The organism is Spirillospora sp. NPDC048911 (genome assembly GCF_043198015.1).
In the GTDB taxonomy this organism is placed as follows: Bacteria; Actinomycetota; Actinomycetes; order Streptosporangiales; family Streptosporangiaceae; genus Spirillospora.
Map to the genome: position 1 here is coordinate 173,128 of NZ_JBICUD010000009.1, position 13,546 is coordinate 186,673.

Annotated in this window: 12 protein-coding genes and 1 pseudogene; 8 read left to right on the forward strand and 5 right to left on the reverse strand. The window is 70.1% G+C overall.

Features of this window, described 5'->3' with window-relative positions:
- The first annotated feature begins 100 nt into the window (after positions 1–100).
- Positions 101–1,003, forward strand: coding sequence for a hypothetical protein (locus ACGFNU_RS35645; protein ID WP_392600975.1), 903 nt, complete (start codon positions 101–103; stop codon positions 1,001–1,003).
- Here the strand turns inward: ACGFNU_RS35645 and ACGFNU_RS35650 are convergent.
- Positions 985–1,344: a hypothetical protein gene (locus ACGFNU_RS35650; RefSeq protein ID WP_392601209.1), complete on the reverse strand. Its 360-nt coding sequence runs from the start codon at positions 1,342–1,344 to the stop codon at positions 985–987. The two genes, ACGFNU_RS35645 and ACGFNU_RS35650, sit on opposite strands and share 19 nt — an antisense overlap.
- Between ACGFNU_RS35650 and ACGFNU_RS35655 the strand changes: the two are divergent.
- Positions 1,279–1,472: pseudogene (locus ACGFNU_RS35655) on the forward strand (hypothetical protein); the annotation flags it as partial. The gene ACGFNU_RS35650 and the pseudogene ACGFNU_RS35655 overlap by 66 nt on opposite strands.
- Positions 1,446–1,946, forward strand: a complete 501-nt coding sequence (locus tag ACGFNU_RS35660) for a hypothetical protein (protein ID WP_392601202.1) — start codon at positions 1,446–1,448, stop codon at positions 1,944–1,946. The pseudogene ACGFNU_RS35655 and the gene ACGFNU_RS35660, both read left to right, overlap by 27 nt.
- 53 nt (positions 1,947–1,999) lie before the next feature.
- On the opposite strand, the gene ACGFNU_RS35665 is transcribed toward ACGFNU_RS35660, so the two are convergent.
- Positions 2,000–3,406, reverse strand: a complete 1,407-nt coding sequence (locus ACGFNU_RS35665; RefSeq protein ID WP_392601203.1) for an LVIVD repeat-containing protein — start codon at positions 3,404–3,406, stop codon at positions 2,000–2,002.
- Positions 3,407–3,945: 539 nt separating this feature from the next.
- On the opposite strand from ACGFNU_RS35665, the gene ACGFNU_RS35670 reads away from it, so the two are divergent.
- Both ACGFNU_RS35670 and ACGFNU_RS35675 read left to right on the forward strand, forming a co-directional pair.
- Positions 3,946–5,562, forward strand: coding sequence for a hypothetical protein (locus ACGFNU_RS35670; RefSeq protein WP_392600976.1), 1,617 nt, complete (start codon positions 3,946–3,948; stop codon positions 5,560–5,562).
- Between the two features lie 4 nt (positions 5,563–5,566).
- Positions 5,567–6,730, forward strand: coding sequence for a cytochrome P450 (locus ACGFNU_RS35675; protein ID WP_392600977.1), 1,164 nt, complete (start codon positions 5,567–5,569; stop codon positions 6,728–6,730).
- Here the strand turns inward: ACGFNU_RS35675 and ACGFNU_RS35680 are convergent.
- The gene (locus tag ACGFNU_RS35680; RefSeq protein ID WP_392600978.1) at positions 6,712–7,563 is read right to left on the reverse strand and encodes an LLM class F420-dependent oxidoreductase; all 852 of its coding nucleotides are present in this window, start codon (positions 7,561–7,563) and stop codon (positions 6,712–6,714) included. The genes ACGFNU_RS35675 and ACGFNU_RS35680 overlap by 19 nt on opposite strands.
- Before the next feature lie 20 nt (positions 7,564–7,583).
- On the opposite strand from ACGFNU_RS35680, the gene ACGFNU_RS35685 reads away from it, so the two are divergent.
- The 3 genes from ACGFNU_RS35685 to ACGFNU_RS35695 are packed head-to-tail and all read left to right on the forward strand — an operon-like array spanning position 7,584 to position 11,239.
- The gene (locus ACGFNU_RS35685) at positions 7,584–8,366 is read left to right on the forward strand and encodes an SDR family NAD(P)-dependent oxidoreductase (RefSeq protein WP_392600979.1); all 783 of its coding nucleotides are present in this window, start codon (positions 7,584–7,586) and stop codon (positions 8,364–8,366) included.
- Positions 8,367–8,388: 22 nt separating this feature from the next.
- A complete protein-coding gene (locus ACGFNU_RS35690) occupies positions 8,389–10,257 on the forward strand; it encodes an HAD-IA family hydrolase (protein WP_392600980.1) in 1,869 nt (622 codons plus the stop codon).
- Positions 10,258–10,297: 40 nt separating this feature from the next.
- Positions 10,298–11,239, forward strand: a complete 942-nt coding sequence (locus ACGFNU_RS35695) for an endonuclease/exonuclease/phosphatase family protein (RefSeq protein WP_392600981.1) — start codon at positions 10,298–10,300, stop codon at positions 11,237–11,239.
- On the opposite strand, the gene manA is transcribed toward ACGFNU_RS35695, so the two are convergent.
- Entirely contained in the window at positions 11,236–12,372 is a 1,137-nt protein-coding gene (gene manA, locus ACGFNU_RS35700; protein ID WP_392600982.1) for a mannose-6-phosphate isomerase, class I, read from the reverse strand. The genes ACGFNU_RS35695 and manA overlap by 4 nt on opposite strands.
- 20 nt (positions 12,373–12,392) lie before the next feature.
- On the reverse strand, positions 12,393–13,496 hold the full coding sequence (locus tag ACGFNU_RS35705) for a substrate-binding domain-containing protein (protein ID WP_392600983.1): 1,104 nt from the start codon (positions 13,494–13,496) through the stop codon (positions 12,393–12,395).
- Positions 13,497–13,546 lie beyond the last annotated feature (50 nt).

A 13,546-nucleotide genomic window follows, 5' to 3' on the forward strand; every position in this document is an offset into this window, starting at 1 on the left:
ATCGTACCGGGCGATGAACCTTTGCCGGCTCACCGGTCGTAGAACCGAGGTGGGATCTTCGTCCGCCGAGTGCGGCCGGGGAACGGAAGGAGCTTCGACAATGGGTCTCTTGGTGCCGGTGGCGATCGCCGGAACCCTCGTCCTGTCCATGGGGACGTCCGCGTCCGCCGGGGCGCCGGCCGCCGCGCCCGGGGACGCGGACAAGGTCACACGGCTGACCCGCCAGATCAAGGCGCTGGAAGCGGCGTCCGGCGGACGGCTGGAGCAGCTGCGCGACGCCCGCCTGGACGCCGGCACCTCGCTGCGGCAGGTCCAGTCCCTCGGCGCGGACCTCGAGCGGGCGCGGAGCGAGGTGGCCACGCTGGCGGCCTCGCAGTACATCAACAACGGCATGGACCCGTCCGTCCAGGTGCTGGGCGGCGGGGACCCGCGGCAGATGCTCGACGGCGCGACGATCGCGGCGCAGCTGAGCGAGCAGCGGGCGGCCAGGGTCAGGCAGATCGAGACCCTGCGCGCGCAGCAGGAACGGACGCGCCGCGAGGCCGAAACCAAGATCAAGAAGCTGGAGGCCGACGTCCGGGAGATCGCCGGCCAGAAGGAGCGGGTGCGGGCCCTGCTCAAGAAGTTCAAGCCGGAGTCACCGATGGTCGGCAGCGGCGGAATGACCCCGCGGATGGTCGCGGTGCGCAACGAGATCGAGTCGGAGCTCGGGCCGTTCCTGACCATCGGCTGCACTCGCCCCGGCGACCCGCAGGACCACGGCACCGGCCGGGCCTGCGACTTCATGGAGAGCACCGGCGGCAAGATGCCGTCCGCCGACCGCGTCGCCCACGGCGACCAGGTCGCGGCGTACGCGATCAAGCACGCCGGACGGCTCGGGATCAAGTACATCATCTGGCGCCAGCGGATCTACGACATGCGCAACCCCGGCTGGCGGGCGATGTCGGATCGGGGGAGCATCACGCAGAACCACTTCGACCACAATCACATCTCCGTGTTCTGAGCGTCCGTCCAGATCCGCCACAGTCGCGGCTGGTCGCCGTCCTCCCTGTCGGACGCGAAGAGCATCTCGACGCCCGAACGCACGACGCGCACGCCGATGGCGTCGTCGTCCAGCACCAGCTCGGGCGCTAGTTCCCAGCCGAGCCCCGCGGTGCTCAGCGCGGCCACCACACGTTCATAGGGAAGCTCGGCGGGCCGCGGCTCGTGCCAGCCGCACAACGCGGCCGGCAGGGCCACCTCGTCCCCGTCCGTCCGCACGGTGATCTTGTGGACCCGGTGCTGGACGAACATCAGCGGGACGCCCGGCTCGACATCTACCCGTTCGACCCGGCCACCGGCCACCGGACCAGCGCGCAGCCCGTCGCGACCTATCAATTCGGTGGCTCCGGTGACGGGTCGTTCGGCCCCTTCAAAGGCCGGGGGACGTCCACTACGAGTTCGCGATGTCGAAGGACGGCACCAACCAGGTCCATCACCACTACTACCAGCCGTTCCGCCGCACCGACCTCGGGATCCGCGTGCTCAGCGGCGACCCCGGCGGCCCCCTCGACTGGCTCATCGAGCGCAACAGGAACCACGTCGCGACGCTGATCTACCGCAACAAGGAGTGGTGGGGCGACCAGGGCGCGAACAGCGACACGCTGACCCTCGACGGCACCGGCGTCCTCAACGCCACCATCGCGCCGCGCACCAAGCGGGCCTGCGGCATCTTCATGTACGACTGGCACTCCGATCGCCGGACCGACCTGAACACCACCGTGGGCCTGTTCCCGGTGCTGCCCTTCATCTCCGGCGCCGACCACTACATGCCCGCCTCCGCGACGGGAACGGTGACGCTGGAAACGCGTCAACGCGCCGCAGACGGCCAGACCGACCGGCTCAGAATCCCCGCCCGGCCGTCCGACACCCACATGAACTCCATCTACATCGACGACTACGCCTGACGGCCAGTGTGTGTGCAGGGGCCTCCTGGGGAGGCCCCTGCACGGTCGGGTTGTCAGTGGCGAGCGAAGTAGTTCGGTTGTGTCTGGGTGTTCAGCTCGCGCAGGCGGATCCTCTTGCCGCCGTCGGTGCGGCGGTCCCTGATGTCGACGACGTCAAGGCCCTTCTGGATGTCGCTGGAGTAGATGTAGCCGTTGTAGTAGTACGCCGACCAGGTGCCGCCGAGGGCGAATCCGGGCGGGAGCGGGCCGCGCTCGAAGAAGCCGAGCTCCTTCGGCTTGCGCGAGTTGGTGAAGTCCCACACCGAGATGCCGCCCTGGTACCAGGACTGCACCATGATGTCGCGGCCCTTCACGGGGATCAGCGAGCCGTTGTGCGCGACGCAGTTCTCGGTGCTCGCGTTCTCGCGCGGGATCTTGTAGTAGCTGCGGAAGCGCAGCTTGCGCTTCTTGCCCTTGCCGACGATGTCGTAGATCGCGTTGGCGCCCTTGGTCGGGCCGACGGCCGGGTTGCAGGTCGCGGCCGAGCCGCCGCCGAGCTCGTCGGTGAAGACGACCTTGCTGGCGCGCTGGTTGAACGTGGCCGAGTGCCAGAAGGCGAAGTTGGTCGTGTCGCGGATGGTGGTGATCACCTTGGGCTTCTCCGGGTTGGAGATGTCGAAGAGCGCGCCGTCGCCCATGCAGGCGCCCGCCGCGATGTCCTTGTCGGGGTAGGCGGTGATGTCGTGGCAGCCGGTGGTCGGGACCCAGGTGTCGTCGCCCGGAACGGGATTGTCCGGCCGGCCGGGGTTGCCCGGGTTGCCGCCGTCGGGGAACAGCACCGGGGTGGCCACGACCGAGGCCGTGGTGGGCGCCCGCAGCGGGACCTTGACGATCGAGATCTTGTCGAACGGGGCCTCGCAGTTCGGGCCGGCGTTGGGCGTTCCGACGAGCCAGGTGGGCAGGATGTACGACGACACGTAGATGTAGACCGAGCCGTGCTTGCCCGGGACCAGCGTGTGCGTGTGCGAGCCGCACTGGGTCTTGACGGACTTGATGTAGCGCGGGTTGGCCTTGTCACTGATGTCGAAGATCTTGATGCCCTCCCAGGCGGTCGGGTCCGACACCGGCTTGGCCACGCTCTGGCACGAGTCGTCGCTGCGCGACGAGTCGGTGGACAGGAACAGCAGCTTCCCGTCGGCCGCCACGGACACGTCGTTCTGCGACCCAGGACAGCTCACCATGCTGACGATCGTGGGCGCGCTGGGCTTGCTGATGTCATAGATGGTGAAGCCCAGGTAGTTGCCCGAGATCGCGTACTTCCCGGTGAACGTGATGTCGGTGCCGAAAGCGGTCGGCCCGGCGAACGGCCCCTGTTTGGGGACGTTGGCGAGGTGCTTGACATTGGAACTGGTCACGACCTCGTCGACCGGGGGGATGTCCGCCGCCCCGGCCGGCGCGCCCAGCAGGGCCGACACGACCATGATGAGGCCGGTCAGCGTTCCCAGCACCGCTCGCCTGGTCGATCTCTGTTGGAGACTTGAGGCCACGTTCTCTCCTTTGGCGTCGCCTGTGACCCCCCGAAGATCTGATCCACTGGAGTATTGCCCTGGTTTGTCAAGTACGGCCAGAGGTATGACCTCTTGTGGTCGCGTGGACCGGGCCGGTATCGCCGCCGCGAGAACGGAACCATAAACGAAATGGATTCGTCCGGCACGGGAGTGGACGCGGCGGAGATGTGTGAGCGTTTCGCTACTTACAAGAAATATTTCGGCACCGCGTCCGCGTAGGCCGACTGAGTCGACCGGCAAAACGAAATTTTGGCCGGTTCACGCCAGTGAGGCCGCTTGACAGCTTTCTCTGTAAAACGTATCAAGATGATCTTGTGATGTATATTTCCACAGCTCATAGCAGGTGTGGTCGAAGGATTATAGGACGATCAAGCAGTCCGTCACTCGTTGTGTCCATTCCCGCGCCTTGCCAGTACTTGCTGGTTTTCTGCTGATCGACTTCCATCTCCACCATGGAGAAGGTCATGGGTGTCATCGAGGAATGGCGACGGCGGATCGATGATCATCCACTGCACAAGTGGCTGGTCGACGAGGACGACGGGGTCGAGCCCGAACAGAAGTTGTGGTTCGCCCTTTACTTCACCAACTTCATCATGTATTTTCGCGAGCTGAACATCTATCACATTTCCTACGAGGCCCGGCCCGGCCTCATCTCCGGGACCGGCGGCCACGGCGACGCCGACGGCCTGCGGAAGAAGGCCATCTCGGCGCACGCCGGGGAGGACATGACACACTCGCGCCTCTTCATGCGCGACTTCCGGACGCTCGGCTGGGACGAGCTGCTCGGCTGGCGGCCCTCGGAGGTGCTGCACTGGCTGTTCTCCAGCGAGGTCAACGAGCAGCTGCGGCGGCGGACGACCGCGATCACCAAGCTCTACGTCGAGGCCGCCGACCCGGCCGTCAAGTACGCGGTGGTCGAGGCGGTCGAGGCCTGCGGGCACGGTCTCTTCCGGCACACGTGCCGGCTCGCCGACCGGTACACCGAGCGGACCGGCAAGGAGCTCATCTACTGGGGGCAGTTCCACCTGGCGCGCGAGACCGGCCACGCCGTCGAGGAGTACGACGAGGGCGAGTTCGAGGGGCTGGAACTGACCCCCGAGCAGCGCGAGACCGCCATCGGCCTGGCGGTCCGCGCGTTCGAGCTGATCGACGAGCAGAACAGCCACATGCTGCAACTGGCCCAGGAGACGATCTCGCAGGGCGGCTTCGCCGAGCGCCGCCGCCTGCACGCCGCGCCGGTGACCACGGTGCCCGCCAAGGAACGCGACATGGCCGGCTGGGACCGATCGCAGTTCTGGCCGGAGCCGTACGAGTTCCACTTCTGGCCGGTGAACGCGCATCCCAGCCAGCAGCCCGTCGTCGAGGCGCTGCGCCGCAGCGACCGCGCCGTGCGCAAGTCGGGCATCCTGGATCTGCTCCAGACGCAGGACGTCGAGGAGGGGCTGGGGCTGCTGCGGCTGGCGCTGATGTTCATCGCCGCCGACACCTGCGGGACGCCCACCGTCTACCGGTACATGGTCCCGTACGCCTATCCGAACACTCCGGAGGAACGGGCCGTCAACCGGATCGCGCGACAGTTCGGCCGGCGCGCGCACATGCTCTACGCCGACTGGGAGTCGCTGGGCATCAACGAGCGGCTGGGCTGGCCGGTCAGCCGGACGCTGGAGTTCGTCTACCTCGACGCCGCCACCGAGTCGCACCGCGATCTGCGGGCCGTGGTCACCCATCACATCGACGCCACGACCGACCCGATCCTGCGGTACTGGACGATGGTCGGGCTCAAGAAGATGACCGCCACCTACGCCGACGGCACCGGTGACCTGGCCCGCCGCGTCGAGGCGGCCACCGGCCTGGACCTGCCCTACCTCACCCTCAAGCAGAACCCGGACAAGGTCGTCCTGGAACCCGATCCCGTGGCCGACGCCGTCCGGTTCGAGGAGCAAGAGATCGACGCCGCCACCGCGGCACGCGCCGCCGCACTGGTCGAGGACATCGCCGAGGCCATCCGCGTCCGCTATCTCAAGATGGTCGACTCCATCCGGGAACGGCATTACCCGGAAGTCGCCTGACCCGGTGGGCGTGACAGCCGGGCCGCGTCCGGAGGAGATGGACGACCTCGGCGTCCCGGAGCACCCGGGAAGCCACGAGGAGTTCGTCGCCGACCCGTACGCCCACTACCGCCTGCTGCGGACGGCAGGCGGTTCGGTGCAGCGCGCGCACTCCGGCGGGCGGCTGCTGGTGCTCGGCCACCGCGAGTGCGCGGCGGCGCTGCGCGACCGGCGACTGCGGCACCCGCTGGAGCGCGTGAACGTCGGCGGCGACCAGTTCCGCCGGATGGTCCACCCGATGTTCACCCCCGCCGCGGTGGCCGCGCGCCGCCGCCGGATCGACGACGAGGTGGCACGCCTGCTGGCCGGGGCGCCGCGCGGCCCGGCGGCGTTCGAGGTGGTCGAAGGGCTCGCCCGGCCCCTCACCCTCGCGGTGATCGGAGACCTGCTGGGGCTGCCGGAGGCCGACCGGCACCGGCTCGCCGCCGCCCCGTCGGTGCTGTCGGGCGCGATCGACCCGGACCGGATCGACCCGGCGGCGCTGGAGCTGGCCGGCCTGTTCGGCGAGCTGTTCGAGGCCCGTCGTGCCGAGCCCGCCGACGACCTGGTGAGCCACATGATCCGGTACGTCGGCGGGGACCACCGGCCGTGGGCAGAGTCGCTGGCCCGGGGATGCCATGTGCTGCTGCGCGCGGGGTACGACGCGACCGCGCACGCCGTCGGCAATCTCGTGCTGGCGCTCGGACGGCACCCGGGCGGGCGGAAGTTCCTGGGGGGTCACCCAGATCGGATCCCGGCGGCGGTGCAGGAGGTGCTGCGGTACGACCCGCCGGTGCAGATCGTCGGCCGGGTCGCCGCCGAGGCCCTCGACATCGGCGGGGCGCGGGTGGCGGCGGGGGAGACGGTGCTGCTCGTCCTCGCCGCGGCCAACCGGGATCCCGAATGGCTGCCGGCCCCCGACGTGCTGGACGTCGGCCGATCGGAGGCGGAGCTGGCCGGCCAGCTGGCCTTCGGCGGCGGCGGTCACTTCTGCCTGGGCGCGGCACTGGCCAGGGCGCAGGCCGCCGCCGTGATGTCGGCGTTGTGCCGCGGGCCCGTCCAGCTCGCCGGTACGAGCGCGAGTGCGCCGGTGTACCGGCCCGGCTTCCCGATCCGCGGGCTGGCCGAACTTCACGTGGTGCTGAGGTAGGTGGCGGCGTAGTGGTCGAGAACAGCGGGCAGCCGCTCTGGCGGGCCGTCGGGAACCGTCAGGACGATCTCCTCGACTCCGGCGGACGCGAAGTACTCCACCTCCTGGGGGTTGGGCGGGAACCCTCCGCACGGGACGATCCGCAGATCGGACAGGTCGCGGTCCCGTTCCGCCATGGCCTTGCGCAGGTTGGGCAGGCCCGCCGCCAGGCTCCAACTGCCCACCGGGAGCCAGCCGTCGGCGTACTCGGCGATGTGCTCGCACAGCACCGGCCCGCCGAAGCCGCCCAGCAGGATCGGCGGGCCGCCCGGCTGGACCGGCTTGGGCCAGCAGAAGCTCGGCTCGAACGACACGTGCTCGCCGGTGAACGCGGCCTCGTCCTGCGTCCACAGGGCACGCATGGCGAGCACGTGCTCGCGCACCACCGCGCGCCGCAGCCCGGGGTCGACGCCGTGGTTGCGGGTCTCCTCGGTCATCCAGCCGAACCCCACGCCGAAGTCGAACCGGCCGCCGGAGATCAGGTCGAGCGTGGCCGCCGCCTTGGCGGTGACGATCGGCTCGCGCTGGGCGACCAGGCTCACCGCCGTCCCCAGCCGGATCCGCGAGGTCACCGCCGCCGCGGCGGCGAGCGCGACGAACGGGTCGAGCAACCGGTGGTATTCCTGCGGCAGCGAGCCGTCCGGCGTTCCGGGAAAGGGCGTGCTGCGATCGACCGGGACATGTGTGTGCTCGGCCAGGAAAAGGGAGGAGAATCCGCGATCCTCGGCCTCTTTCGCGGCGTCGGAAACTGTCGCCGTCAGATCCGTGGGAAACATCGTTATTCCGAACTTCATGGGGCGAGCATAAGTCGGAGATGGCCGGAAGGGAATGGCCGGTGAATGATTTCGATCTGACGGGGCGGGTGGCGTTCGTGACCGGTGCCTCCCGGGGCATCGGCCGCCAGATCACGCTGGGGCTGGCCCGGGCCGGGGCCGACGTGGCGGTGGTCGCCCGTTCCGGTGAGGGGCTCAAGGCGGTCGCCGACGAGGTGGCGGCGCTGGGCCGGGCCGCCGTCGCGATCGCCTGCGACGTCACCGACCGGGCCGCGCTGCAGGCGGCCGCGGCCCGGTCGCTGCGGGAGTTTGGCCAGGTCGACGTGCTGGTCAACAACGCCGGGGCGGTCGCGACGGCCGGGCCGCTGACCCATCTGGAACCGGCCGGCTGGGAGGCCTCGCTGCGCGTCAACCTGGACGCCGCGGTGTGGGGCTGCCAGGTCTTCGCCGAGCACATGCTGGGACGCGGCAGCGGCTCGGTGATCAATGTGACCTCGGTCGCGGCGGTCGTGGGCGCCCCGTTTCTGGCCGCCTACAGCGCGGCCAAGGGCGCGGTCGCCGCCTTCACCCGGACGCTCGCCGCCGAATGGGCGTCCCAGGGCGTGCGCGTCAACGCGCTGTGTCCAGGGATGACGATGACCGATATCAATCGGATGTGGTGGGAGGACCCGGAAATCCGCCGCCAGACATCTTCACAGGTGCCGATGCAGCGTTATGCGGAGGCCGGTGAAATGGCTGGACCGGCCGTCTTTCTGGCTTCGCCGGCGTCCTCTTTCATGACCGGCCAGGTACTGGTGGTCGACGGCGGTCAGAGCATTGTCTGAGTTTGGAGACGGGAGATCGACGATGGGCGAGACAACGGCTGTGGTCTTCGACCTGGGTGGCGTCCTCGCCCACCCTCCGAAGGGGCCGATGGCCCCGCCGAAGGACTTCTTCGGCCCGGCGGGCGACGCCGGCGGGACGGACCAGGCCGACGACCACCCGTGGCACCGGCTCGAACGAGGCGACCTCACGCTGGAAGAGGCCCTCACGTTGCTGTTCGAGGACATGGGCGTCCCGATGCCCTCCTCGGGTGCACCGCTTCCTCCCGGCATGATGCCCCCGGGCATGCCATCTCCGGACGTGCCGCCTCCGGGCATGCCGCCACCGGTTCAGCCGCAGGGCGCGCCGGGGCCGGGCCCGTTCGGGCTGCCGCTGCCGCCCCCGTTCAAGCTGGAGCCCGCCTTCGTCTCCCTGGCCGAGGATCTGTCCGCCGCCGGTCTCAAGCTCGCCCTGTGCGCCAACCTGGTGCGCGAACTGGAACCGCTGTGGTGGGACCTGTATCCCTGGCCCGACCTGTTCACCATCATCGTCCGCTCGTACGAGCTGGGCGCCCGCAAGCCCGATCCTCTCCCGTACGCGACCGTGCTGGAGCGCCTCGGAACCACGCCTGCGGAGACGGTCTTCGTGGACGACTCGGCGCGCAACCTCGCGACCGCCGGGACGCTGGGCATGGTCACGGTTCTGGCGGACGGCCCCGCCGCCGCCGACCGGATCCGGGAGCTCTCCGGGCTGTCCGCGCCGTCCCGTCCCGCCACCGAACCGGCCGTCACCGCCTCACCCAAGACCGACGACGACCACCAAGGCGCCGCCGAAAAGGTCCTGGCGAACCTTCGGACCCTGGCGCGCAGGCTTCCCGAACGTTCGGCGGAGATCGAGAGTGCCCGCGCCATCCCTCGCGACATCATCGAGGACCTGCGGGACACCGGCATCTTCCGGGCCCTCTACCCGGCCTCGCTCGGCGGGCCGGGCCTGTCGGACCCGCAGCTGGTCGAGGCGATCGAGATCCTCGCCGCGGGCGACGCCTCGGTGGCCTGGTGCGCGGCCATCGGGCTGGACGCGGCGCTGAGCGCGCAGAGCTGGCCCGACGAGCAGGTGCGCGAGGTCTTCCCCAGCCCGGACCTGATCACCGCCGCGGTGCTCCCGCCCCTCGGCAAGGGCGTGCGTGTGGCGGACGGATTCGAGCTGACCGGACGCTGGTCGTTCGCCAGCGGCATCGGGCACGCCGACCGCGTCCTGTGCGGTTTCCTGGCCGATGGCGCCACGCCCGTCTGGCGGATCGCCGTCGTGAACCCCGGCGACGTGCGGATCCACGACACCTGGAACACCACCGGCCTGCGCGGCACGGGCTCGCACGACATCGAGATCCGCGAGCTCCTGGTGCCCGAAAGGCACACCTGGCCGTTCCTGGGCACGGGCACGGACCGCGCGGACGGATTCAGCCTCCCGGCCGACCGGGTCAACGCCAAGATGGCGGGCCTGCCGCTGGGCATCGGCACGGCGGCGCTCCAAGCCGCCATCCGGATCCTGAGCGGCAAGAAGGACATGATGACCCGTCAGCCCGCCGCCGCGCACCCGGGCGTCCGGGCGAACGTGGCACGGGCCGAGTCGCTGATCGAGGCGTCGCGGGCGTACGTGCACCGGTCGCTCCAGCCCGGCGGGCGACGAGGCGACGCCGCCCTGGCCCGCCAGTTCGCCCACCGGTCGTGCCGCGAGGCCGTCCAGCTCCTGTACGACACCGTCGGGTCCGCCGCGGTCTACAGCGAGCGCACCCCGCTCGACCGGCACCTCCGCGACCTCACCACGGCCTGCCAGCACGCCGCGGTCGGCCAGCGGATCCTGGAGGGCGTCGGCGAGCTGCGGCTGGGCGGCGACCCGATGTCACCGTTCATCTAGGGAAAGGGCCCACGCCGTCTTCGCGGTTACCGTGGTGGCCATGATCCGATCACGGTGGGTGGACGCGCTGCTCTGGCTCCTGGTGCTTCCGTTCACCGTCTGGGCGGCACTGCGGATCTCGGGCTGGACGCCCACCTGGCATTGGGTGTCGCTCGTCGCCTTCACCCCGTACGTGGCCGCTGCCTCGATATTTCCCGTGATCCTCGCGCTGGTGCTGCGTCGTCGGGTGGTCGCGTCGACGGCGGTGGTCACGGCCATCGCGTTCGCCGTGGTCGTCCTGCCCAGGGTCTTCCCGGACGGCAACCCCTCCGCGCATGGAGCGCGGCTGAGGGTGCTCAGCGTCAACATGGCGGTGGGTCAGGCCGACGCGGCCGCCACGACGAAGCTGGTACGCGAGGTCCGGCCAGATGCCCTGATGCTGCAAGAGCCGACCCCGAAGGCGATCGAGAACCTCGACAGAGCCGGGTTGCGCGCCCTCATGCCGTACGTCGTCGACCGGTCGTTCCTTGAGACGCCGGGCTCCGGCATCTACGCGCGCTTCCCCCTCACCGAACTGCCGATGATCGAGATCGGCGGGTTCCGGCAGGCCCGCGCCATCCTTGAGCAGCCGGGTGGGCAGCGCGTCGAGGTCGTCTCCGTGCACCCCTGCTCTCCCAGCGACGCGCACGATACGCCGTGCTGGGCCGATGGCCTGAAAGCCCTCCCCAGCGCGGACGGCGGGCCCAAGGTGCTCGCCGGCGACTTCAACTCCACGCTGGACCACCGCCCGCTGCGTGATCTGCTCGGCAGCGGCTATCGAGACGCCGCCGACGTCAGGGGCAAGGCGCTGATACCGACCTGGCCGCAGCGTTGGTGGAACGTCCCGGAGGTGACGCTCGACCACGTGCTCGCCGACCGCCGGATGGCGGTGGAGGAGTTCAGTGTGCACTCCCTGCCCGGCACCGACCATCGCGCGGTGTTCGCCGCCCTGCGCCTGCCCTAGGGGACTGCTGCCCGGAAGGCGAGTCCGTTGCCGTGGACGCGCAGCGGGCCGCCGAGCGCGGGGACGAAGAGCGCCTCGCCGCGGTGCAGGACTTCGCGGGACGAACCGCGCCCTACCGTGAGCCGGCCGTCGAGGCAGAGAAGCGCGCTCGGGCCCGGCGCGGTGATCTCGATGGTGTCGCCGTCGGGGCGGAGGCGGGTGAGCTGGAACTGGGCCGCCGGGGTCGGGAACACGTCCTCCCCGTTCGGCAGCCTGACCGCGTCCACCAGCTCGGGCGCCGAGGGCTCGAAGCGGGTGACGGCCTGGAGTTCGGCGAGGTCGACGAGCTTGGACGTGAGGCCGCCGCGGAGGACGTTGTCGGAGCTGGCCATGATTTCCACGCCGGTGCCGCGCAGGTAGGCGTGGATCGTGCGGGGGCGTGCGAACAGCGCCTGGCCCGGTACCAGGGTGACGAGGTTCATCAGGAGCGAGGCGACCACTCCGGGGTCGGCCGGATACTGGTCGCCCAGCCGTCGCGCCCACGCGAGCTCTGGACCGTCCGCGTCCATCACCTCGGCCACCAGCGCGGGACGGTCGGCGGCCGGCCAGCCGGCCAGCAGGGTCATCGCCGCCTTCGGCCCGCCGGTCAGGAGCGACCGCGCCACCCGGCCGAGGCGGTCGCCGCCGGCCGCCGTCAGCAGTTCCGCCGCCTCGTCCGGCTCGCGGAATCCGCACAGCGCCTCGAAGCCGGTGAGGGCGTAGAGGAGCTCGGGTTTGGGCCAGTCGTCGTGGTAGCTGCGCTTGGGGTCACCGGGTGCGAGCCCGCCGCGCTGTTCGCGGGCGTAGCCGTCGCGGGCCTGGCCGGCGTCGGGGTGCACCTGGATGGACAGCGGCCGTTCGACCGCGAGGACCTTCAGCAGGAAGGGCAGCCGGTCCGCGCCGGAGCCGATCATCGGCTCCGGCGCGGCGGCGATGGCGGCGTGGAGGGTGCGGCCGTCGGGGAGCCGGGACGGGGCGCTCGGGTGCGCGCCGATCCACAGCTCCGCCTCGGGCCCGGCGCTCGGCGCGGTACGGCCGAGCAGCCCGGCGAGCACGGTGTGCGAGCCCCAGTCGTACGCCCGGACCGGATTGTCCAGCCGCAGCAGTTCGCTCATGCCCGCCTCCACGTCGATGCCTACTTGGTGAGCGGGGACAGCTTGGGGTCGTTGGCGTAGGCGTCCTTGGCGTTCTCCTTGGTGACGATGACCGGCGGCAGCAGGAACGCCGGGACGACCTTGACGCCGTTGTTGTACGACTTGGTGTCGTTGATCTCCGGCTGGCCGCCGCCCTGCAGCGACTTGACCATCTTCACGGTGTCCGCGACGAGCTTGCGGGTGTCCTTGTTGATCGTGGAGTACTGCACGCCCGCCATGATGGACTTGACCGACTCGACCTCGGAGTCCTGGCCGGTGACGACCGGCACCGGCTTGCCGGCGCCCTTGACCGAGGTGATGATGGCGCGGGCGAGGGTGTCGTTCGGCGACAGCACGCCGTCGGGGCTCTTGTTGCCGCTGTAGGTCGAGGTCAGCAGCGAGTCCATGCGCTGCTGCGCGACCTCGGCCTTCCAGCCCTGGACGGCGGTCTGCTTGACGTCCTTCTGGCCGGAGCCGACCTTGACCTCGCCCTTGTCGATGAGCGGCTTGAGCACGTCCATGGCGCCGTTGAAGAACACGGCGGAGTTGTTGTCGTCCGGCGAGCCCGAGAACAGCTCGATGGTCCACGGCCCCTTGGCCTTCTTGGCCTTCATGCCGTCCAGCAGCGCCTGGCCCTGGAGCTGGCCGACCTTGAAGTTGTCGAACGCGATGTAGTAGTCGACGTCCTTGGTGTTGGTGATGAGCCGGTCGTAGGCGATGACGATCGCGCCGGACTCCTTGGCCTGCTTCACCTGGGTCGACAGCTGCGCGGCGTCGGTCGCGCCGATGACGATGACCTTCGCCTTCTTGGTGACCATGGCGGAGATCTGCGCCTGCTGGTCGGCGACGGTGGTGGAGGCGCCCGCGTACTGCACGTCGGGCTTGAAGCCGGCCTCCTTGAGCCCGTTGACGAACAGGTCGCCGGCGAGGACCCAGTTCTCCGACGTCTTGGACGGCAGCGCGACGCCGATGACGGAGTCCGCCGCGAAGCCCTTGTCCGCCGACTTGCCGTCCCCGCCCTCACGTTCGTTGGAGCAGGCGGCGGCGCCGAGCGCCAGCATGGCCGCCGCGCCGACGGCGAAGGCCTTGGTCGCGAGTGTGCGCATGGGGGGTGAACCTTTCTCGGAGTACTGCGGGGTGGTGGGTCGAGCGGGGT